The sequence below is a fragment of the Methylibium sp. genome (assembly GCF_965279545.1).
In the GTDB taxonomy this organism is placed as follows: domain Bacteria; phylum Pseudomonadota; class Gammaproteobacteria; order Burkholderiales; family Burkholderiaceae_C; genus Methylibium.
This window is the reverse complement of sequence record NZ_OZ257250.1, coordinates 333,162-354,874: the sequence shown is the minus strand read 5'-3', so window position 1 is coordinate 354,874 and position 21,713 is coordinate 333,162. Positions and strand designations below refer to the sequence as shown.

Annotated in this window: 21 protein-coding genes; 6 read left to right on the top strand and 15 right to left on the bottom strand. The window is 65.7% G+C overall.

Annotated elements, in window-relative coordinates; all coding sequences use genetic code 11:
* Nucleotides 1-2 precede the first annotated feature (2 nt).
* The 4 genes from ACQY9S_RS01655 to ACQY9S_RS01640 form a co-directional block, all read right to left on the bottom strand.
* On the bottom strand, nt 3-458 hold the full coding sequence (locus tag ACQY9S_RS01655) for a thioesterase family protein (RefSeq protein ID WP_428422836.1): 456 nt from the start codon (nt 456-458) through the stop codon (nt 3-5).
* Between the two features lie 126 nt (nt 459-584).
* Entirely contained in the window at nt 585-1,130 is a 546-nt protein-coding gene (locus tag ACQY9S_RS01650) for a PD-(D/E)XK nuclease family protein (protein ID WP_428422835.1), read from the bottom strand.
* Between the two features lie 332 nt (nt 1,131-1,462).
* Entirely contained in the window at nt 1,463-1,756 is a 294-nt protein-coding gene (locus ACQY9S_RS01645; RefSeq protein ID WP_428422834.1) for a hypothetical protein, read from the bottom strand.
* A complete protein-coding gene (locus ACQY9S_RS01640) occupies nt 1,753-2,805 on the bottom strand; it encodes a PRTRC system protein D (RefSeq protein WP_428422833.1) in 1,053 nt (350 codons plus the stop codon). The genes ACQY9S_RS01645 and ACQY9S_RS01640 overlap by 4 nt, the downstream gene beginning before the upstream one ends.
* A gap of 1,341 nt (nt 2,806-4,146) precedes the next feature.
* On the opposite strand from ACQY9S_RS01640, the gene ACQY9S_RS01635 reads away from it, so the two are divergent.
* Complete coding sequence (locus ACQY9S_RS01635; protein WP_428422832.1) at nt 4,147-5,229, top strand: phage integrase N-terminal domain-containing protein; 1,083 nt, start codon at nt 4,147-4,149, stop codon at nt 5,227-5,229.
* A 130-nt stretch (nt 5,230-5,359) separates the two neighbouring features.
* Here ACQY9S_RS01635 and ACQY9S_RS01630 read toward each other — a convergent pair whose 3' ends face one another.
* The 8 genes from ACQY9S_RS01630 to ACQY9S_RS01595 all read right to left on the bottom strand — a co-directional run bounded on the left by ACQY9S_RS01630 (nt 5,360) and on the right by ACQY9S_RS01595 (nt 11,962).
* Nucleotides 5,360-5,563, bottom strand: a complete 204-nt coding sequence (locus ACQY9S_RS01630) for a hypothetical protein (protein WP_428422831.1) — start codon at nt 5,561-5,563, stop codon at nt 5,360-5,362.
* Nucleotides 5,564-5,576: 13 nt separating this feature from the next.
* Entirely contained in the window at nt 5,577-6,395 is an 819-nt protein-coding gene (locus ACQY9S_RS01625; protein WP_428422830.1) for a PRTRC system ThiF family protein, read from the bottom strand.
* Between the two features lie 52 nt (nt 6,396-6,447).
* Nucleotides 6,448-7,161 (bottom strand): PRTRC system protein A, encoded by a 714-nt coding sequence (locus ACQY9S_RS01620; protein WP_428425549.1) that lies wholly within the window; start codon nt 7,159-7,161, stop codon nt 6,448-6,450.
* Complete coding sequence (locus ACQY9S_RS01615; RefSeq protein WP_428422829.1) at nt 7,161-7,901, bottom strand: PRTRC system protein B; 741 nt, start codon at nt 7,899-7,901, stop codon at nt 7,161-7,163. The genes ACQY9S_RS01620 and ACQY9S_RS01615 overlap by 1 nt, the downstream gene beginning before the upstream one ends.
* A 26-nt stretch (nt 7,902-7,927) precedes the next feature.
* Nucleotides 7,928-9,007 carry a PRTRC system protein F gene (locus tag ACQY9S_RS01610; RefSeq protein WP_428422828.1) on the bottom strand — a complete coding sequence of 360 codons (1,080 nt, stop codon included), beginning with the start codon at nt 9,005-9,007 and terminating at the stop codon, nt 7,928-7,930.
* On the bottom strand, nt 9,004-9,441 hold the full coding sequence (locus tag ACQY9S_RS01605) for a PRTRC system protein C (RefSeq protein WP_428422827.1): 438 nt from the start codon (nt 9,439-9,441) through the stop codon (nt 9,004-9,006). The genes ACQY9S_RS01610 and ACQY9S_RS01605 overlap by 4 nt, the downstream gene beginning before the upstream one ends.
* A gap of 110 nt (nt 9,442-9,551) precedes the next feature.
* Nucleotides 9,552-10,067, bottom strand: a complete 516-nt coding sequence (locus tag ACQY9S_RS01600) for a PRTRC system protein E (protein ID WP_428422826.1) — start codon at nt 10,065-10,067, stop codon at nt 9,552-9,554.
* Between the two features lie 68 nt (nt 10,068-10,135).
* A complete protein-coding gene (locus tag ACQY9S_RS01595) occupies nt 10,136-11,962 on the bottom strand; it encodes a PRTRC system ParB family protein (RefSeq protein WP_428422825.1) in 1,827 nt (608 codons plus the stop codon).
* Between the two features lie 293 nt (nt 11,963-12,255).
* Between ACQY9S_RS01595 and ACQY9S_RS01590 the strand changes: the two genes are divergently transcribed.
* The 3 genes from ACQY9S_RS01590 (at nt 12,256) to ACQY9S_RS01580 (ending at nt 16,401) form a co-directional block, all read left to right on the top strand.
* A complete protein-coding gene (locus tag ACQY9S_RS01590) occupies nt 12,256-14,058 on the top strand; it encodes a hypothetical protein (protein WP_428422824.1) in 1,803 nt (600 codons plus the stop codon).
* Nucleotides 14,059-14,137: 79 nt separating this feature from the next.
* Nucleotides 14,138-15,307, top strand: coding sequence for a hypothetical protein (locus tag ACQY9S_RS01585; protein ID WP_428422823.1), 1,170 nt, complete (start codon nt 14,138-14,140; stop codon nt 15,305-15,307).
* A gap of 158 nt (nt 15,308-15,465) precedes the next feature.
* A complete protein-coding gene (locus ACQY9S_RS01580) occupies nt 15,466-16,401 on the top strand; it encodes a hypothetical protein (protein ID WP_428422822.1) in 936 nt (311 codons plus the stop codon).
* A gap of 28 nt (nt 16,402-16,429) precedes the next feature.
* Here ACQY9S_RS01580 and ACQY9S_RS01575 read toward each other — a convergent pair whose 3' ends face one another.
* From ACQY9S_RS01575 to ACQY9S_RS01565, 3 genes are all read right to left on the bottom strand, one after another.
* The gene (locus ACQY9S_RS01575) at nt 16,430-17,359 is read right to left on the bottom strand and encodes a hypothetical protein (protein WP_428422821.1); all 930 of its coding nucleotides are present in this window, start codon (nt 17,357-17,359) and stop codon (nt 16,430-16,432) included.
* Nucleotides 17,360-17,431: 72 nt separating this feature from the next.
* Nucleotides 17,432-18,301 carry a hypothetical protein gene (locus tag ACQY9S_RS01570; protein ID WP_428422820.1) on the bottom strand — a complete coding sequence of 290 codons (870 nt, stop codon included), beginning with the start codon at nt 18,299-18,301 and terminating at the stop codon, nt 17,432-17,434.
* Complete coding sequence (locus ACQY9S_RS01565) at nt 18,298-20,055, bottom strand: hypothetical protein (RefSeq protein WP_428422819.1); 1,758 nt, start codon at nt 20,053-20,055, stop codon at nt 18,298-18,300. The genes ACQY9S_RS01570 and ACQY9S_RS01565 overlap by 4 nt, the downstream gene beginning before the upstream one ends.
* Before the next feature lie 404 nt (nt 20,056-20,459).
* On the opposite strand from ACQY9S_RS01565, the gene ACQY9S_RS01560 reads away from it, so the two are divergent.
* Both ACQY9S_RS01560 and ACQY9S_RS01555 read left to right on the top strand, forming a co-directional pair.
* On the top strand, nt 20,460-21,449 hold the full coding sequence (locus ACQY9S_RS01560; RefSeq protein WP_428422818.1) for a hypothetical protein: 990 nt from the start codon (nt 20,460-20,462) through the stop codon (nt 21,447-21,449).
* Between the two features lie 13 nt (nt 21,450-21,462).
* Entirely contained in the window at nt 21,463-21,705 is a 243-nt protein-coding gene (locus ACQY9S_RS01555) for a hypothetical protein (protein WP_428422817.1), read from the top strand.
* The last annotated feature ends 8 nt before the right edge of the window (nt 21,706-21,713 follow it).

Genomic DNA, 21,713 nt, shown 5'->3' with positions numbered 1-21,713 from the left:
CACTACGCGCCAGCGCGCAAGTCATGGAGGCCGTTGATCTTGGTCGCAATTCTCGACTCGATTGACTCGCGATCGGCAGCCACCAACGTCACTTGGCCTTCGCAGACAAGCTCGTGATCATCGAACGCCCGGATGCAGAACGTCGTGCTGCGTCTTCCCACTTGTTCGACCCAGCCCGACACGCGAATGGCCGCGCCTGGAGGGATCGGCGCACGATGTTCGATGCGGATGCTGCGCCCGACGACAACCTCGATGTCGGGGTCGATGTGCTGCTGCATCTCTTTGATGCAAATCGACTCGACGACCGCGATAAGGTAGCCAGTCGCAATGCACTCGATCAGCGTGTCAGCGTAGGCCATGCCGTGCGGCAGCCGGGTGAACAGAGAACGGGCCGTCTGGTGAGAGGGAACGACGTAGATTTCGGCGAAGCAGATTTGGCTGATCAATTCGTGATTCATGGCTGGCGAGGGCTGAAGCCCAGTGTATGGACGACAAAGCCAGATGCTCACGTGAGTGCGCCGAATGACCCAGGAAGAGAGACGCCAAAGGACGTGGCGTTTCGCGATTGGCCGGCGTGAGACGATCTACATGCCCTGGCGATCCGGGCAGATGGATCGATAGGCGCAGGCGCGGCACACCCCGACCGACGCCGCAGGCCTTGGATTGATCAGGCCAGCCAGGACGGCCTCGCGCCGCCTGACCAGCGCGACCACCGCCTCTCCCGGGACCAGTTGGACGCGCTGCGCCTCGCGCGCGCCGTCCGGCATCTGGACAACCACATAGCCGTGTCGCGCAACAACGTGCCGGGTCTGACGCTCGAGCGCCAACTTCTGCGCCGACAGCTGAATCACATCCGCCGGGAACACACGATTGACGCTGCGGGTCTTCAGCTCCAAGAGCACGACCAGACCCGACGGCATCCGGTAAGCGCGATCAAGCCTGGTCGAGAGCCGCACCGGCGCCGACACGTCGAACCGCTTCTCCAGGTAGATCAGTTCCGCATCCTTCAAGTCCAAAGGTCGACTGGCCCTCTCCATGCAATCAGCCAGCGCCGCGCGTCGACGCCGCACGGCCACGATCATGCCGAGTGTCAGGGCGAGCGTCAGCAGCGCCCAAGCAGGCCAGTTCATCCGCCTTCTCCTCGATCTCGAGCCCGATGGCTGCGACCAGCGAGCCCGCACAGCACAGCGAGTGCGATGCGCGTACAGAGGCCCACGAACCACCGGCCGACCGAAGCAAACACCGTGGGGCGGCGCTGGCGATTCGCTCCCTCTTTGGCGGCAAGCCCATCGCGATGAAACCCCTCGTGCGCCCGCAAGCCTCGCCGCATTGCCCGTCGTTGCGCCGACGTCCGCCGGGGCCCGTGGCGATGCGCCAGCAACACTCTTCGCTCGCACACACCCATCTCCGCCAGTTCGGACGCGCTGACCGCATCACGCGGTCGGGTGGCATGCTTCTTCATCTACCCCTCTCCGACCGGCGGCGCTTCGAAGACCTGGTTGGTATGACGCGCGACCGACAGCCTGACGCTCGGATCGCTTTCCGGGCTTGCCAGCGGCCCTATTGCCGCAACTCCTTGCGCCCCCATCCAGTGCTGCGCAATCAGCCCCTCGTGCGCCAGAAACCGCAACCGGTTCACCCGCTTCGTGCCCTTGTTGAATCGGATCAGGTCGTCGTACAGGCGCGGGTTGTCGTCACGCGTCATCTCGAACAGCAGCCGCACCGGCTCTTGAGAACGCTTCGCATCTTGTGTCATGCGCCCTCTCCTTCCGATGCCGCCGCGCGCTGCCGGCTCGCGCTGGTCAGCGCGGTGTGCGCATAGTTCGCTCCTGCGATCTGGTAGCCGCGCACATTGGCGAACATCGGCTCCTTTACCTCGAGGATCTGGTGCGTGCTGAACGCCTGCTTGACCGCCTTCTTGAACAGGAAAGCGCCGCCGCCCACCAGAATGACGTGCTGCACGTTGAAGGCGCCGCCGATGCGCCGCATCATGGCGGCGACGGCATCCTTGGCGATGATCTCGACCATCGGCCGCATGCGCGCCGGGTTGTACTGGCGCTGGTAGACCGTGAGGGTCTTGCCATTGCGCAGCGCCCAGTCGATGCTGTCCAGGTTCGTGTAGGGCTGCCCGATCTCCTGACTGATGTCGTCGGCGACCAGCTGCAGGATGTTCGAGACACCGCGGTCCACCGAGTAGCTCTGCTTGTACGAGAGCTTCATGCCGCGCGCGACCAGCCAGTCGAAGGTCCGCGAGCCCGGGTCGATGACCAGGCTCTGCTCGTGCTCCATCGCCTCGACCTTGTCGTGTTGCGTGGCGTAGTCGATCAGCGCGCCGTTGGGCTGCGCCATCGCGAGAGCCTTGTGCACTACCACGGTCTTGCCGCCGCCGACGTCGTGGCGGCCGGTCATGAGCTTCTCGAGGGCTGCCTTCTTGGCGGCGAAGACCGCCACCGGCAAGCCGACCACCAACAGGTCGATGGTGTCGACCTTCATCATCCGCAGCGCGCCGCGCGCCAGCGCCAGGTACTGCGGCGTCTCGATGTAGTCGCCGTGGATCTCGGTGGCGCGGAAGGCGTCGGCCGCCAGCATCACGTCCGGCCCGACCTCGTAGTACAGACCGCCGATCGGGATGGCGAAGGTTTTGCGTCCTTCGCTGCCCAGAGCCTTTGACGGGTCGCGCGGGCTGGGATAGGCCCTTGACGGGAAGCTGGCGCAGCGAATGTCGCTGGCGCGGCCACCACCGATGCCGGTGACGAACTTGGTGTTGCCGAATCCGACATCCACCGCTCGGATGATCAATTCCATGGGAGGGCTCCGTTTGAGGTTCAAGGTGGGGTCAGCATCGACATGCCGATGCGACGCGTCCACGCAGAACACCCCTCCAAAACGCCCGATATCGCGACCAGCTCGAACTCGGGTCCGACCACAACGTCATCGACTCACATCCGAACGCGAGTGGTTCGCTCGTGCGCTTCGTAGAGGGCTGCATGTCGAGCTACGGTCTCACCCGAATGAGGTCTGTCAACCCCGCTCGCGGCTCCAAGGGAGCTGCCAGCGCCGACCTGCCGCAACAGCCAGAAGGGTTCCGCCCTGGACCAGAGGCAGCGGGATTGCTTGTCAACCCCGCACGCAGCCTCGCTCGCTGACCCTTCGGGACAATAAATGTGACTCACCGGCAGCTCCCGCCCCGGCATTCGCCACCATCAATCGCCGCGATACCAAGCCCGTTGCGGCGCCCGCTGCTTGACCCAGGCGCCGGTCCAGCGTCAACTACGGTTTCCCGTTGGCCGTCCTGGCCACGCTCCACCCGGAGCAAAAGGCGTCGCAGTCGTTACCTGCCCTTCAAGCTCCGGTCTCGAACCGGAACAGCCGCAGCCCCATGAGGTGGCGGCCCCGAGGTCTTTTTCGTAGTGCATGTGCCCGTGGCCTTGCCGGCGTTCAGCGCCGGGCGTTCCTGAAACGCGCCACCGCCTTCGATCCACCAGTCGGCACCCGATGCCGCACCCATTGTTCCCGCCATCACCTGAGCACGCGTTCCACGCAGCGCGCGGTTGTGTTTGCCCTGATGGGCTCCCCGCTCGCCCCCGCTCACAGACTCGGCACTGCCCTGGACTTTCGGTCAGGGGCGGACCCATGCGAGTCGATGGCGCTACGATTTCAGAACTGATCCACCAGTGGCGTGCAAGGCCTGACCTTGCCGCCGATGCCGATCGCCAGCCCCAGAGGCCGGCCGGCGTCACCAACCCCGCAGTTGCAGAAATGCACGCGCGGGACGGATCACCCATTTGTATTTTTAAGACCGACCGAGTGGGCCCGCGCAAGTGCGGGACCGCGAACCCTTTGGGTAGGTGCCGCGCCGCCGTGGTCGCGCGCGGCACCGAATCACTTGACCACCGACCGGCTTGGCGACGGAACCCGCCCTGCCGATGGCAGCTGAGGATTCCACGTCGTCGTTGACCAGTCTGCCGTGCGGGCGGCGGACATTCGCCATGGAGCACAACCATGTCTCTCGGGAACCACCGCCAGCCCCTCCGTCACAAACACCGCCCCGTTGTTCTGGGTTCGTCTCGCCGCCGACGCCAGAAGACCCCCAGTCCAGGGCGGTCCAGCCGCTATCAGCCCCAGCGCCGTCAGAGTTGGGCGGGCATGACGCCGGAAGAAGTCCTCGCGCGCCACATCCCTGGCAGGGCGCCTCCGCTGAAGGTGCTGGATGTGCTGATTGAGCTCTTCAACACCCTGCACACCGCGCTGGAGAAAACCGTCTCACACAAGACACGCCACGATCGCGCGCAGTTCCTTCGACGCTTCTTCCGCGACCTGAAGCTCAAGGCGGGGTTCAAGACTGTGCCGGACCCTCGCAATCTAGGACAGAAGCACATCCGGGCGATGGTGCAAGTCTGGCAACGCGAGCGCCTGGCGCCGGCCACCGTCCAGACCTACTTCAGCTTCTTGCGTGGGCTGGGCATGTGGATGGGCAAGCATGGCTTTGTGCGCTCGCCGGCCTACTACGGCTTGATGCTCGACGAGTATCAGCGCCATGAGTCCGCTCAGCGCGACAAGAGTTGGTCGGGCCAGGGCATCGACGTTGACGGGTTGATCGCCCAGGTCAGCGCGTTCGATGCTCACGTCGGTGCTTCGCTCAGGCTGATCCAGGCGATGGGTCTGCGGCGCAAGGAGTCGCTGCAGTTCCGCCCCTTCGAGCACGTCCTGCCCTTCAGCGAAACGGGTCTGCCAGCGGACCAACGGCAGGCGGATCGGTACGCGTGGGTCAAGGGCAAGGGCGGTCGGGTGCGCTGGATTGCGCTCGACAGCCCTGCCCGGCTGGCGGCGTTGTCGCACGCGCAAAGCGTGGTCAGCAGCCGCGATGCCCACATGGGCGACCCGGCGCGCGATCTGCGAAAGAACCTGCGGCGCTTCGACTACGTGCTGGAGAAGTTCGGCGTCACGCTGCGCGAGCGTGGAGCTACCGCCCACGGCCTGCGGCATGAGGTGTTGAACGAGGTCTATCAGCAGATCACTGGCGAAGCGTCGCCGGTCCAAGGCGGCGGGCCCGTGGCGCCCGAGTTGGATCGGGTGGCTCGGGAGGCGGTCTCACAACTGGCCGGTCATGCGCGCATCCGCGCCTCAGCCGCCTATTGCGGAAATCCGGTTGCTACGCCCAGCCAGGTGCCGGGCCGCCTGCCAGGCTCAAGCGACGAACAAGGGCTGGACGCTGCCTCATCATCTTGACCGGCAGCGCGAAGCGCGCCAGGTTGCGCAGCATGCCAGCGGCGTCGACACCTGGGTTGAAGCCCTCTGGCGCGAAGGCCGCGTCGTGGATGACATGGATGACACCCTGCCCCAGGGCCGCCCCTTCTTGCTACCGTGGGGTCACCTCGAACTCATCGTCAGGGTAGATCGCCTCGCCACCGGGGCCACTGCGACCGGCCTGCGCCTCCTCGTCGCTGACGCCGAACCGGCTCAGCGCGGCGCAGCGGGCCAGCGTCTCGGTGCGCTCCTGCACTTCGCCGATGCGCTGCGACCGCCCGTCGCGGTGAAGGTAGACGTCCCAGGTCTTCAGCATGCTGCACCTACCGTCATGCCAAATCGTTGACCAGATCGGGCTCGGCCGCTTCCACATAGCCGAAGCGTTCCCAGGTTCGCGGATCGACCTCGATCGGGCCGCTGCGCTTGGAGTCCAGGTTGACCATCACGCCATGCTCTGAGAGCCGGCCCGTGGAGAACAACTCGTAGAGCAGTTGGGCCGCAAAGCGCACGGCCACGTCGTTGACGAACAGGCCCTGCGAGGCGAGCGAGACGCGGACCGAACAGGAAGGCCGGTTGTCGTCGGGAATGGACGTGTCCAACAGTTCGGGGAACAGGTCGGTGACGCAGGGCAGACGCGGGCCGTCGCCGGCTGATGTGCCGTGGCTGCGTGCCTGGCCGAGCACCACTTGCGCCGTCGAGTCGGTGTTCCCGAGGTCCAGCCAGTATCGGAAGTTGGCGTGTGGGTGAAAGACCTCCTTGTGCAACGCACGACGTGCCGAACGGCTGTCCACGCAACTGACCAGGATGTCGGCACGACGCCCCATGCGGTGTGCATCGATGAAGTCCTCGTAGCGCGCGGGGTACGCCTCCCAATCCAGGCCGTAGAACTGGTTGAGCCGGTGCACCGTGACCAGCGCCTTGTGCTTGCCGATGTCAGCGGTGCTGTAGAGCTGCCGCCCCACGTTCGCTTCGCTGACGCGGTCGCCGTCGATGGCCGTGACGTGCAGGCCGTAGGGGTGGCCGAGCGCGCGCATCGCAATGTCCAGACGGGCCAGGCAAGCGGCCATCTGTGCGCCGTTGCCGCCCACGCCGACCAGATGGATCGCCACGCGGCGCTCCAGCAGCTTCGGGTCGATCAGGTGTTCCATCTTCGCTTCCCTTGGGTTCCTTGCAGCAAGTGTCTCGTTGGCGGTTCCGCCTTCAACCCAGTGGCCCCTGCAGGTGCCGCCAGCGCCACAGCACGCGATGCATCCAGCTTTCATCCGGTGCGCTCGGACCGCTGCGTGAGGCGATGCCGTCAGCGGCGACGGGGCCGCACCACGGGTGACGCTCCAGCGGCTTGTAGAGCCCATTGATGACCAGCCGGAAGCGGGCCGAAGGCGCAGGTTGGTCGAGCAGGCCGAAGACGCCCGCCACCTTGATGCCCTGGTCGTCCCGGTCGTCCTGACCTGACCAGAAGGCCGGGGCACGGCCGTGCGTATGCAGGTCCACCGCCACCGTCTCGTCTTCGGCCATCGGCGGGCGCCGGTAGTCGATGCGCGAGGGCGAGGTGCGCTCGGGCTCGCACATGGCCAACCGCAGGCGTCCAGAGCTGCGCGAGTAGATGAGCACGCCGGCGGCTTCGTTGGGCAGGCAAGCGCGGCCACGCGCGATGAACGCCTCGATCAGCCGGATCGGCAGCATGCCGAAGCTGAACCGCAGGTGCTCGACCACATCGCCGTAGGGCAAGCGCATGCGCGGCAGGCCGTCGCCCAGCGTCACGATGCAGTCGAGCCAGTCGAGCCGCGTCTGCACGAACCAGCCATTGCGGCCGACGATGATGCGCTGGCCGTTGGGCATGACGGGCAACGCACCGAAGCGCGGTGCGGCCACTACCGGACAGGTGGCCTGGAGGGCCTGGTCGCGTGCGTCCATCATGCCGACTCCCGCTCGCCGAGCAGCGCGCCCAGCGTCGTCTTGGCATCCACCAGCACGCGCTCCGGGAACTTCGCAAAGCGCTGGTCCAGCATGTCGCGCCAGAAGGCGTAGGAGCCGCCCCGGTATCCCACCAGCTTGCCCGTCACGTTTGGGTGGGTGAAGTAGGAGCGCAGGAAGGCGTCGTTCCAAGCGGCGATCTTCTCGACGGTCGTGCCCTCGGGCACCGGCACGTTGCCCTGGCAGATGCGGCATTGCGCATCGACGTTGAAGTACGGCCCCTGGTACAGCGGCGTCTGCGGCGTCGGACGGCGGTTGCCCTTGACCGCCCACACTCGCCATGTGCGGCTTGATGCGGCGAAGACCAGCCCCGGCTGCGGCACGACCTCGCCACGCTCGCGCCCGCCGAAGGCTTCAGCGTGATCTTCTCCGACGTGAAAGGCAATGTGCCGACGCGCCGGAGGCACCCACCACAGCAGCACGTCGCCGTGGGTGTACAGGACCGTCTCGGGCAGGAAACCGCCGTGAGCGGCCCGCTGGAGCAACGCGGCTGCCAGTTCCCGCGCGGCCTGGGCCGTCATGGCGCGGCCGGCGCCGATCACCGGGGCGCCGTCCACGGTCATGACCTCGTGCACGGTGGCCAGCGCGCCGCCCGAGCGCCCGTGGTAGAGCAGCACGGCCCGATCGAGCGTCAGCACGTTCTCGCTCGGCGTGTGGATGGAAAACTCGGCTTCGTTCATCTGCGATGACCTCCTGAAGAACAGTCTCAGTCGCAGAGCGCGTGGATCAAGCGGTCGATCAGCGCGATCGCCTCAAAGCGTTGGCCCATGCGGTGGACCCACGCGGTGAGCGCGCCGGGATCGTCCAGCGGGATGATCTGCTCCCCCATGCGATCGCAGAACTCGGCCTGATGCGCCAGGGTGAGTAGGTCGTCGTAGATGCGGGTGGTGACGTCACCAACGCTCCAGGACAGCACCGCGCCGAAGCCGATGTACTCGCCGTCGATGTCGGGGCGGAAGGTGTCGTCCAGCGAGAGGCGGGACAGCGCCAATGCATCGACAGCGATCTGCCGCTGGAGCGGGTCCGTCAGCGTCTTCGCGGCCCGTCGCAGGTTGCACGGACGCCATCCGCCATGACCCGTTCGCCGACGAAGGCCCTTCTCGGGTCGGGCCAGCCAGCGCCGGGCCCATGCCGGGTAGGCCTCGTCCAGCATCTTGCGGGTGACCATTTCCTCGCGCATGGCCTCGCGGTCCGCTTCCTCGCCCTCCTCGCACATCATGTCGAGCGCGGCTTCCTCGTTCGGCTCGCCTTGCCAGTAAACGTAGGACGCCACGTCGTCCGCAATGTCGGGAGTGAACAGCGGGTAGACGTAGCGGCTCTGCTCGCGCAGCACCTGCAGGACCGTGGCCCCCAGGTGGTGCATCGCCGCGTCCAGTGCTTCCAGCCGCGCGCCCACGGGCCACTCGTGCTCCTGGTACTCACACCAGTAGAGGTCCAGTTGGGCGTAGGCCGTCTGCCGGCCGTCGCGCATCCCAGGGTGGTGGCCATGCTCGTCGAGCACGTTGACTGCGAACCGGGGTTGCAGACAGTGCAATGGTCCGATCTGGCGCTTGATCCACGCGTCGATGGCGCGCTCGCACCCCTTGAGCGGGTCGGCTTCGCTTTGCGGGAGGTCATCTTCATGGACCACGCCGGCCTCGATCAGGAATCGGCACAAGGCCGCGTTCGCGGCGGCCTGCTGGGTCGACGTGACCGAGGTCGGCACCTGGGCGCTCAGCATGGGCAGCGCCAGCACAGGGACCGGCAGGCGCATCGGCGCTTGCGCCTGCGCATCGGCGACTGTCATGGGAGCGGGCTCAGCATGTCGCTGGTCGCGCTCGTGCGATGTGCCGACACGCCATGGCGCTGCTGCTCCAGCGTGGCGTGCGCGAACCGGCTCCATGCGGCCGAGCGAGCCGCCACGTCGCGGCGAGACAGGGCACGCGACAGTCCGGAAGGCTCACCCGCCGCGCCGGACTCGTCCGCGCCGATGCGGGCCAGCAGCGCGGCGGTGCGGGGCTGCACCGGTTCGCCGGTTCCCTTGGTGCCCACGGCCTTGCGGAAGGTGAACTCCTGCGTGCCGTCCCGCACTTCGCCGGGCTCGATCTCGGCGCTCACCAACTCGGGGTACTGCGCGCTGTACAGGTCACGGACTTCGCGGGGCTCCAGGCCCGGCACGTCCGGCAGCAGGATGCCGTTGTAGCGGAAGGCCCGCTTGATTTCGGTGATGGCAATCGACATGATGTGTCGCTCCTTGTTTCAGTGGTTCGGCGATCCGCTTCGACCGCCTTGCACACCAGTCTCTCAAGCGAGGGCGAGGATGCAAGGCGGCGCAACGGGTCGGGCCGGCGTCAGCCGAACAGGTCGTAGGAGTCGCCGCCTGCAGCCGCAGGCGCCCGTACGTCCGGCGCCGTCGTCGGCGCAGCCGCGGTACTCGAAGTCTCCTCGTCAGGCTCGTCCGGATCGACAGCGGCAGGTGCCGACAACCGCGCGGCCGAAGCGGCAGGCAGGGGCATGGACGCCGCGCCGCCGGGCTTCGCGCTGCCCGCGGCCTTGCTCGTGGCGTCGCACGCCTTCTTCACCGACGCGGCCTTCGCCGCTTCGATCACGACGTTTGTGGCCTCGGCCTGCTGCTCCAGGGTCTGACGCACTTCGCGATAGCCGCTCAGCGCCGCGATGAAGCCCGCGTCGAACTCCTGCGGTGTCGCCGTCAGGCTCAGCGGCTGCGTCAGCGCCGGCTCGTTCACGTCCTTGCGGGGCTTGGGGATCACGTTGATCGTCATCCGCCCGGTGGCCTCGTTCGCGCTCACCGTCATCGTCAGCGTGGCGCTCGCGGCCAGCGCGAACAGTTCTTCAAACATCGTCATGTCGGACTCCTTTGAGAGGCAATGCCTTCGAAGTCATGCTACGAAGGCATGAGAGGATTTCCAGTGGCTCAGGCTGCGAGCGCGGTGTGCTCGGTGGCTTCGGCATGCGGCGGTCCGACGTCCGTCTCCTGCCCTGCTGGTCCATGCGGCTCCTGCGCCTCGGCACCTTCCTCGACGCCCGGCTTGGCAGATGGCTGGCGACGCGGGTAGCACATGACGGCAGGCACCGTGCCTTCGTAGGTGAAACCCGGCACCTTGAGCAGCGCGGCGATGAACTCGCTCTTCTTCTTGCCCCGCGCCACCTTGAAACCCGATCCCATCCTGGCGCGCAGGCCGACTTCGCCCGCCAAGGCTTCCAGTTCGCTCATCGTGAAGAGTTCGAGGAACTGGCTGTCCCATGTGAAGTGGCGGCGCTCGTCTACGTCGAGATAGTTCAACAGCGCTTCCAGGTCTTGCAGGTTCAGGCCAAAGGCGGCTGAAGCCGTCACGGCCAGCATCAGCCGGTCCAGGTGCTGCGTGTCGATGGCGTCGGCATCTGGAAGGATGCGGCCGAAGTCCCGTCCCTCCACGACCCACGGCCCTGAAATCCTGCGCGCCGCCTGCCCGAACTCGGCCATGCGCACGTCGCCGGCGTGGCCGGACCGCGCAAGCGCGATCATCACGCGCCGGTTGCGCTCGGGCTGGACCATCAGGTCTTTGGCCGCCCACTTCCGCCATTGGGCAATTCGGTGCTCCACCACGCGCTGCGGCGTGTGGTTCGTCGGCTGCGGTGCGGCTTTCGACGACGCCTTCCCGAGCCGATGGGGCGTGGACTTGCCGATGCCCTTGCCGCCGCTCCCGGCTGGCTTGGCCGAGCCTTGTCGCTGGCCCTCGACGCGCACCTTGTGCCACGCCGCCACCATCTGGCTGTTGCAAGTGCCGTCGAAGCACAAGGAGGCCGTCACTTCGCCATAGCTGCCGGGCAAGGCCGACACGGCGCAGCCGAACGACGCACATCCCTTGCAGGCGCCGTATTGCTGCGGGCCGACGCCGAGCGCTCCGTCCTCGGCCACCGGCAGCGGCGTGAAGCCATCGGATGCCTTGACGATGCGCACCACGGGGTAGTGGTCGCGCAGCCCGTCAGCCTTGGCTTGCACCGCCTGCAGGGTCAGCTCGTCGTAGTGGGTGGGGTGCTGGCAGAAGCCGTCCCCCAGGGACTCGTCGAACAGGCCGGACTGGCGAGCCGAGTTGTGCTGGCAATTCGCACATTGGGCCGTGTCGAAGATGGCGTCGGCCAGTCGTCTGGCGAAGCGTCCCAACTGCGCCTTGAGCACCGCCACCGGCACCTGACGCTCGACGATCGCCGCGAGCACACTGTCCTGCTTGTCGGGAGGCACGCCGGCCAGCAACTCCGCGTGGCCGAGTTGGATCTGGCGGCGCGTGAGCGCGGACAGGACCGCCTGCGTGCAGGTCAGCAGCGCCAGTCGGCGCTCCAGCAGTTCGGGCTTCCAGCCCAGCCTCGCCGCCGCTTCCTCCTTGTTGCCCTTGTGGCGCAACAACTGGCGCTGCGCCGCCTTCGCTTCCTCCGCATGGGACATGGCAGCGCGGTAGTGGTTCTCGATCACAGCGAAGGCCTCGGCCGCCGCGTCGTTGAGCGCGCGGACCACCACCGGCATGTCGTAGTCGTCTCCGAAGACGTTCTTGGCAGCGCGCCAGCGGCGCTCGCCCACGACGATCTCGTACAGGTCGGAGCCGGGAATGGGCCGGACGATGATGGGCTGCACCACGCCATCCGCCGCGCGCAGGCCCTCTTCGAGTTCGGCCATCTCATCCGGATCGAAGTACTCGCGGGGGTTGTTGCCCTGCACGATCCTGCGCAGCGGCAGAGTCGCAGGATGGCTCAAGGTCGGCAACATGAAGGGCTCCTTTCGTTTGGCCTTCATGCTCCCGCGCGATGCGCCGCGTTCAAGGTGTGGCGCAAACGCGCCGACGATGGAGCTGAAAGTCGCAGGGCATGCAGAGGGTGCCGGGCAAGGGCATCGCCCCATTCACAAAGGTCGAGCGCGGCGACAATGGCCGAACGGTCCTTAGGCGGATGACCGCGGCCGCAGTGACGTAACTGACCCAAACTGGAATTCGCCTCAGCGAAGGCCCGGAACGCGCGCGCGTCACGGGGCCAACCGGGGCCGTACAGAACGCAGGAAGGACCGTGGCCAAGAAAATCAGCAGCAAGCGATGGAGCCGCGTCACAGAGGACCTCAAGAGCAGTTCCGGACGCGACTTTGAGCAACGAGTCCTTCCGTTGTTGCGCGTGAAGTGGCCAAGCTTGGTCAACCCCAAGGCGTTGGGCTTGCTCGACCAGCGCGGCATCGATCATGTGCTGGTCGGTCCGGGCGATCCACTGGAGGTGGTGGTGCAGTGCAAGGGGTTCCAGATCGAGGAACCTCTGGGAGACTCCCAAATCGCACAGGTTCGCAAGTCGGTCGACAGCTTCCTCGCCTCACCGCATCGCTGCGCGACCTATCTGCTCGTGTACAACCGACACGGCCAGAATAGGGACTTCGATGCCCGTCTGGATCATGAAGTGACGCGGCTGCACGCCAGCGGGAAAGCCGGCAGGGCTTTGGTCTGGGACCTCAATCGCCTTGTGCGCGAGATTGACGAACGCCTGGCGCAGCGCATGCTCTCTGAAATTGAACGCTTGGGCGATACCCGCCGGCGGGATGAGCAGTCGCGGTTCACCTTCGGAGACGTCGTGCTCAAGCGCGTCCCCTGCCAGCGTGGGCGGCTGGCGCTGCGTCGATTCGAGCTACCGTCCTTCCAAATGGAGGGCGCGGTCGAGGTCCGCGATCCGCTGGATGATCTCGCTGCCGATCGACGTGGTTGGACTCTCGTGGTCGGTTCGTTCGGGGCTGGCAAGTCGACACTGTCACATCGCCTTTCCCAAACGGCGGGTCGCCGGTTGCTTTACGTTCCTGCTGCTGCCCTCACGCACGCCGAGTTAGGAACTCAGAGCGAGAACGAACTGGTTTGCTCGATCGTCGCCTACCTCGGGCTCTTCAACGACTGGTCTGAGTTCGACGACAGTGAGAAGCGACTGCTGGTTCATCTGGCCGGGCCGATTCTCGCGGCCCGGCTGCGCGCGCAGGACACCAAGTTCATCCTGTTGATCGATGCGATCGATGAGAACCGCTTCTACTCGACCATGCGCGGCTTCCAGCTGCTGACGAACGAGTTGTCCCGGGCCAGTTGTCGCATCGTGCTGACCACTCGGAAAGAGCACTTTCTCGATCACTTCCTCTCATACGCCCAACCACTCGGCGAAGGTAGCTCGCACGCCAAGGGAGACGTGGACCTCCTTGAGCTGCACCATTGGACGATCGACCAGGCACGCCAGTACGTTGATGGCGCGATGGCTCGAACGACAGAGCCCATGTCGTCACAGCTTCGATCGCTGCGAAGTGAACTCGAACAAGGTGTCATGGCCAATTTGGCGCTGCAGCACCCCTTGTTGCTCGCCATGCTTGTCGATCTGGTTGCGCACGAAGGTTCCAACGTGCTTCACACCCGAGCGGATCTGTACCGAAGATGGGCGCGCTTCAAGCTCGCTCGGGACTTCGGCGTGCATCGAAAGACCCCCCTCGGGTTCGACAACGAAGATCAGCTCATCTGGAATCTGCTGGAACTGATGGCTGACATTGCAGTGGCGATGACCGCCCACTCCGGCGAACTGCACGAACTGACAGAGTCGATCCACGAAACCCAGGTGCATCAGCTGGCCGCGACTCGCTTAGGCCATCAGGTGCCGAGCGACATCTACACGACAACTTCCTTGCTCGAGCCTATGCGCACGCGCGAAGCCGACGGCATGGTGTTGCACTTCTTTCACCGATCTTTCCACGAGTACTTCCTGGCCGTCGCATTGCGACGCCAGAACCTGTCCCCAGACGGCTACCCCGCGGAGGTGAGACTGTTCTGTGAGGAGCTCAGCCGAGACGGGGCTCCGGTTTGATCATGACGAACGCACCTTCCGCCATGGCGCGCAATCGCGACACCATCGGGCCAACCCCACGCTTGAAACTGGTCGCGTCGTGATCCTCGACCCTGCCGAACTGCTGGATCTGGTCGACGAAGGCCTTGCCGCGTTGCCCGCAGCGTGCGCCCCACCGGCGAAATGGAAGTTGCGCCAGCTTGCGAACGCAGCGACCCAGCAAGTGTCCTCGTCGTCGCCGGCAACCCGGGACCTGGCCGCAGCCATGCAGCCCTTCGGCTTCCTGATCCTCGACCGCTCGATCGACGCAGCCGCGAAGCGTGTCGTCGTCTCCGTGCCGTTGCCCCTCTGCAATGCGGTCGCCAAGGTGCGGCAGGGACTGGACTGCATCTTTCTCTTCGATGGCCTGTTCGACGTTGCGGTGGCGAACATCGCCATGAGTCATGCGCTGCAGGGCCTCCCGTCGCTGTTCGACACGAACTTCCCGAAGCCTGACTACCCCGACGTATCCGCGCGGGCGTGGGTCAGCGTCCTGTTCGGCGCCTTGATCAATCGCTTCGTGACGCATGCTGAACCGCTGCCGGACTTCCGTCTCCTCATCGCGCCACCGGGCGTTGACGTCGAACTCCACCACACGCTCATGGGCGCCGCTTGGTGGACCCTGCTGCACGAGTTGGGTCACTTCGAGCTCGGACACCTGCAGGCCGAGTCGACCGCCACCCGCCCCTCGATCAGTGGCGAACTCGTGCTGGACGAACACCTGTCCACCTATCAACTGGAAGAGTTCGCGGCAGACGACTTCGCCTTCCAGTCGCTCACCGACACCGGCCAGGCCCTCGCCTATGGCTGGGCAACCTACGCGCTGGCGCCATCGATGATGCTGGAGACACTCGCAGCGTCGGAAGGCGCGCCAACACACCCACTGTCGGTCAATCGGCTCGAACGCGCGCGGAGCTTGTCGTCGGCGCGAGACGCTATCCAATCCGAGATCGGTGCCGAGGAGCATCTGCGGCGACACGGCGGCGCCCACGTCAATATCCGCCGCGAGCATGCCAACATCCGCTCGATGGACGATCAGCCCATGTTCGATGGTTGGCCGGCCGAGGCTCTGCACGCCGCGCTGGGCGGGATGAGTGGGCTGTTCGAAGCCTCTGGCTTGGATCTCGAAGTCTTTCGGGAGTCAACGTTCAGCTGGCGCAACCTGGCGGGCCTGGGCGTTGCCCGTGCCGAAGGTGATCCGAATTCAATCTCGCAAGGCGGCAAGGAATGACATCGGGCTCAAGCGCGCAGTCCCTGGGCGCCGCGCTGTTCGAGCGCGCAGCCCGCCACTTCATCGCCCGGTACTGGCCGGGCGAGTTGCTCCAAGCCTCCGCCAGCGGCAAGTCGGCAGACCCCTGGCCGACGCGCGCACTTCGACGGACCGCCCATGTGGCCAAGTCGCTGCAAACGTTCGTCGAATCCGCGCCCCTGGTCTCTCAGACGCACTTCCTGCGCCACCTCATGGTGGTGCCGGTCGCCGGCCCGGTCGCGGCGGCCATGCCGCCTTTCGAAGGAATGGAGTTCATCGTCGTGGGCGAGCAGTTCATCGACCTGCTCAAGTTCCACTACCAGGTCACAGCCGGCTTCCGCATGGCCGATTACCTTGCACAGACCGGCGCGCTCTCAGAGCCGATGTTGCAGACCCGGTCGCTCGCTTACTGGGCTGGACTGGAGTGGATCCACGACTGGTTCAGGGGTGACGGCGGCGAGGTGCCCGACCTGTCGGACCAAGTTGCTTCCAAGCTTTCGCTCGGCCTGGACTCGGATGCGCTCATGCAGGGCTTGTTGTTCATGGTCCTGCACGAATGCGGACACTTTGCGCTAGGCCACGTCACCGACGGCCCGAGCAACCACGGCGTGGCCGCATTTCGTCAACTCTCCGAGTGGCTGCTGACCGAAGAGCAGGAACAGGAACTCGCTGCCGACGCATGGGCCGTTCGCGCGATGCACTGGCCGAACCCAGGTTGGCAATGCACGGCCATCACGCGTCTGTTCGTCCTGTTCGGCATTGCCCATGCCGCGCTCGGCACGCGCTCCCCGGAGCACCCCTACCTGCCCGATCGCTGCGCGCACCTCGTGGCCGCTCTGCAGGCGAACGGCGTCGCAGTTCCTGCCGACACGCTGCGCTTGCCCGAAGTGATCGCACAGGAGTACGACTACCGAAAGCGCAAGGCGGGCGACGCATCTCCGCCGACTCGCGACGAAAACCTCGCATTGCTCATCGGCTACCTGTCGACGGTGTCGCGCCAGTTCGAGGACGCCGGCGGCGACGCCGCGCTGCTCGCTTGGATGCGCTCGCGCAACGCCATTACCCGTCCCTGGTAGTGGTGCGCGGCGGTCGCCCCTGGGCCTGTCAAACCAGATCGTCAGGCAGGCCCTCGACGAACCGGTCCAGGCGCGGTCCGATCGTGTTCACGAAGTAGCGCCACATCCGCTTGAACTGCAGATCCCCGCGACGTGAGCCCGAGTCGCCCCACCACCGGTTCTTTACCAGACCCGCGGCCTGCGCAGCGACGCTGGCCTCCCACCATGCCTGGTTCTGCACGTTCAGCATCGCCTTGCGAGGCAGTTGGTAGCGGTCCATGAACGTGCCGAATAGCATCTGGTCGAAGAGCATGGCGCGATGGATCGCGGCCGGATGCGTGGTCCGCCCACGTCGCAGCACGGGACCGCCATCGCGGTCGTAGGCATGGTGGAGCAAGATCAGGGTCAGCAGCTTCTGGAAGTAGAGGTCGAGCCGGAGGTCGTCTGAGGCAGGAAAGTCGTCTGCCGCCTCGGTGATCGCCAGCCACATGTCGACGGCATGCACATCGGCATCCAGTTCGATGTAGCGACGCTGCCAGCGGAACCTCTCGTCCACGGTGGTCTCGCCCGTTGTCCGCTCCAGGTACAACAAATGCCCGCGCAGCGCGTGTGCGGCCTCATGCAGATAGACGTGCTCGACCACCATGCCGAGAAAGCGCAGCGCCCACTCCTCGCGCTCCTGCGCCGAGAGGTAGAGCTGGAGGAACTCTCGTGCGTCCAGCGCCGCCGTGATGTACCCGTGGATCAGCTCGGGGAGGCCTGCGTAGAGGGCAATCCCATAGCGGTCACCATGGCGGATGAGATGCGCATTGGCATCCGGGTTGTCGACGAAGAAGACATCCAGCCTCTCCAGGCGCCAATCGAAGCGTTGCTCGAGTTCGCGTCGGGTGGTGCCGATGACTTTCAGACAATATGCCCGCCGATCGCGCGCGGACTCGCCAGACGCGTGAGGATCGATCAATCCGCCGAGACGGAGCACCTCGGGGTGCTGCCGCCATGTGCGCTGAACACGAGCCACAAGACCGGGCACGAGGAGCGGGATCCGCCTTCGCTACTCCGACAAGCCCTCGGCGATCCAACGCGCGATCACCGGGTCGTCCAGGTAGCCACTGATGCCATGGCGGTTGTCGGTGTGGTTGTCGACCGTGCTGCGATTCTCGATCGGCGGATCGATGTCCCACGTGCCCCGGTCCAACGGGCGCAAGGCCACGACATCGCGTCGATCGAACGCGTTGAACCATGCCGACACGCCTTCCGGCCTGGCGAGGGCGGGCGGCAGCAAGTGCTCGCGGATTGCAGTCACGCCCAGCGGCGACCCCACGGTGATAAAGCGACGCACATTGGCCCGAGCACCCAACTGCCGCAGGCTGCGGTAGGTGACGATGGAGCCCAGGGAATGCGCCACAACGACACTCGGCTCATCGCCGATGGCATCGACGACCAATTTGTCGATGGTCCGGCCGACAACATCGTTGGTCAGGTAGACGTACACATCCCTTGTGAACGCATCTATGCTGGCCTCGCCCAGAGGCGTCCGATCCAGCGCCCGCAGGATCGCCTGCACCCACGGCCAGTTCAGCGGCCCCTTCTCAGCAGGCAGGCCACCCAACTGCTCGGCGATCGCAAGCTCCGAGATTCCGGCGCCGGCCGCCAGTTCGGCCAGCAGACGGCCACGAAAGTCTGCCTCCGCAGTGTCGGGGTTGTCACCCCGCGTACGCACATCGGCAACCAGCGGCGTCCCCAGCGCCTTCACCAATCGCTCCAGTTCGTCGCCGTAGTAGGGAAATGCCACCGACATCCCCTGCGGCCGCGGAAGGCCCGCGTTTGCGAGGCCTACGTCCAGCGCTTCCTCCCAGACACGTTGCAGATCGGCGCGGACCTTCCCCTGCTGGTCTCGGCCATGGACGAACACGAGCTTCATGGCTCCCTCCCAAACGCCGTCTCAAGCATGTCGGCCCCCTCTGGCGCGAACGTGGACCACAGCGAGGGCAGCAGGTGCTGCCTCGCAGTGCGAAGAATCGGCGGCATCACGTCCTCGAACCGCCCCAGCAGGGTCCACCCCTGGGTCAGCATCGGCATCCAGGGTGGATAGTTCAGCATCACTTGCGCAGCGGTCGAAGATTGAAGCGCCAGCATCGCGACATCGAAGGGCACCGGTTCGGGCTCATCGCGCATGTACTGGAACACCGACTCGACGCCGCGTGCATCGCCGGCCTGGGCGTAGGCGTAGGCCGCGTAGATTCCCAGCGTCGGGTCCACGCGCTTGAGCACGCGCAGGTAGCGGGCGTGTCGGGCCGCGGGCCCCCGGTCAGGCCGGAACGACCCGTGGCGCGCGGCCACCGCGACGAACGCTCGCCGCAATTCCAACTGTTCGGCAACGTGCTCGTACTCCCGATAGTTGCGAGAGCCCCGTGCAGGCGTGTAGTTGACGGTGACCACGCGACCGTTCTCGACCACCACCGTGCCCACATAGCCCGGCAGGACGCAGAGCACAACGGCTCGGCCATCGGCGAAGCGAATCAGCGCCGCACGGGGCACATACGCGTTCTTCCGGTAGTCCTCGTGCACGCGCACCTGGAAGGCGCCGGCCTCCTCGAAGACATCGGACCCGGTGCCGGTGACCACCGCCGAACGAACACCGACACCGTGCACCGTGAACCCTGTGCGCGTTTCGAAGCTCACCCGCCCCTTGGCATCGAGGATGGCGCTCATCTGCCCACGCAGGCCCACGGGATCCGGCATCGCCTCGAGGTTTGGCGTCCGCGCCATGAACGGTGTCGGATCATTCAGCAGGCGACTCTGGAACCGGCCGATCGTGCCGGCCAAGCCGGGCAGCAGTTCGGCGCGGTCTTCCGAAGCACCGAGCCCCGTCAAACTCCGCGCCGGTTCTGCGGACTCGGTGACGTCCGACAGAAACTTCGGCAAGGCCGACTCAACCCGCACGTCGGGATCCTGCTTCAACGCGATCGACACCGCCGCTGCGGCCTCCGGCACGGCGTTGGCGAGGTGCATGCGCAGGGGGCGCGAGGGCACGACCTGTCGCGACGCCGCGCCGTCCTGCCAAAGCTGTACGACAGTAGGCTCGCGACCCTGCAGCGCTTCGATCAGGCATTGCGTCAGCAGGCCGCGGTGAGATCGAATCGCCTCGTCAGGCGGCACCTCGAGCGCCGGATCACCCGGAAGCGTAGCGTAGAAGACATCCACCTCTGGGAGCGGCTTGCGCGGCGTTTTCGTCGGGAAGATGACTCCCGGCGACAACATGCCCACCCGAAGGTTGGCGGGTAAGGATCGACATGCGTCGGAAATCACCACGACATGCTCGATACCGCATGTACGGGACCGCGCGATCGAACCGTTGACGTTGATCGACTCGTTCGGGTTGTCCGGCGCCCCCGACAGCAACCAAACCTCGCAGTCGGGCGCCTGGAGGACACCGTGGCCGGAGAAGTAGACGATCAGCTGCGAGTAGACGCCGCTCGCAACAATCTTGTCGACCGCTTCGTAGACATCCGATTGCCGGACCCTGCTGCCGCCGGCGTCGGTCAGCAACGTGCACTCGACGCCCTGCCCGCGCCCCCAGGCGACGATTTCGTCAGCGCCTTTCGCCGCGGCCTGCAAGGGCGGGAAGGCGCTCGCAGTCCTGTCGACGCCGATGGCCACCATGGCTTTGCGCACAACTCATCCCTCCGTTGAAGCACCACCGCGACTGGCCGGACCAAGCGCGCTGGCGGAATCCCTTGCGATGACGGTGAGACAGGCCGGCGACGCAACGTGCAGGGCATTGTCGTCAAACCTGCGTGCTTCTATCAATGGGGCGAGCGGCAGCCCAGGGATAGCCCGGAAACCAGCCCTTTCGCGCCGCGCCGCGATGGGAGCCGGCGAGAGCCGGCCTGGTGCGCTCGCAAATACCGGCGGGCATGTCACACAACCGTCATCGCGCGCGCGACCTTTCGCGAGATGATCACCATAGCACCGCGTGTTGACGTCACCTATGTTGATGATTTGGTGCGGTTCCCCAGCAACGAGAATTCCAGATGCCGCAGTCCGCCAGGCGGCGGAAGCACACTGGGAGGGCAGACATGGCAAACACATCCGCGACACTGCTGAAGGCGCTTGACCTCCTGACTCGCGCCCCGGAACCCGAGATCGAAGCGCTAGGCGCAGTGCGCCGATCGCACATCTCGCGCGTCCGGTCGATCACCGAAGACAAGAACGTTGTGGCAGTCGGAATCAGCGAAAAGGAGTCCGATGGCGAGCGCACGGGTGAACTGAGCGTCTGCTTCTACGTCAGGAAGAAGATCGCGCCGAGCAAGGTCAAGGCCAGCCACGCGCTCCCTCCGGTGCTCAACGTGCCGGGCGACAAGGCCGTGTTCACCGATGTAAAGGAGATCGGCGAACTGGCGCCCGAGGTGGCAAAGAAGGGAAAGCCGTTGCAAAGTGGCTTCAGCGTCGGACATGTCCGCTCGACAGCCGGGACGCTGGGCGCCATCGTCAAGCGAGACGGCAAGCTCTTCCTGCTCAGCAACTCTCACGTCCTGGCGCGAAGCGGCAAGGGCAAGCCCGGAGACCAGATCGTCTATCCCGGGCCTGCAGATGGCGGGGCAATCCCCGCTAACCTGGTCGCCACGCTGACCCATTTCAACCCGTTCGACACGACCGGAGCGATGATCAACCGGGTAGATGCCGCACTGGCGGAGATCGACGCTTCCCGCCTGGGCGCGCTTGTGTTCGACATCCACAAGGCGACCGCGCCGCTGGGCGTCATCAAGCCGAAGCGCGGCATGACCGTCGCGAAGGCAGGCCGGACCACCGGCAAGACCACCGGCGAAGTGATCGACGTCAACTTCCGCTTCGCTCTTCAGTATCCGGGTGTCGCCGGCAAGGTTGGCTACCTGGACCAGGTGCTGTGCACGCGCTACACGGACGGCGGCGATTCAGGCTCGATCGTCGTGGACACCGAAAGTGGCAAGATCGTCGGGCTGCACTTCGCTGGCGCGAACGGCGGCAGCGTGTTCAACCCGATCCACCCCGTGATGAGTGCTCTGAAGTTCAAGTTCACGGAGTCATGACGCAACGCACATGGTGTCCGAGAAGACCGCAAACAAGGCACGCGAGCTGTTTTCCGATCAACTGTTCGGAAGCGGAGCGCATGCCATCGCGGTCGACAAGGTCAACATCGAGGGACAAGAAACCTTCGCCCTGATCGCGATGGTGCCGCCATCGCATAAGCGGAAGCTGCCCACGGCGGTCTCGGTCACCGTCGGTAAGAAGCAATTGAGTGTTCCGGTGGTCGTGAGGAAGACCGAACCGTTCAAACCCGAATGATTCAACCA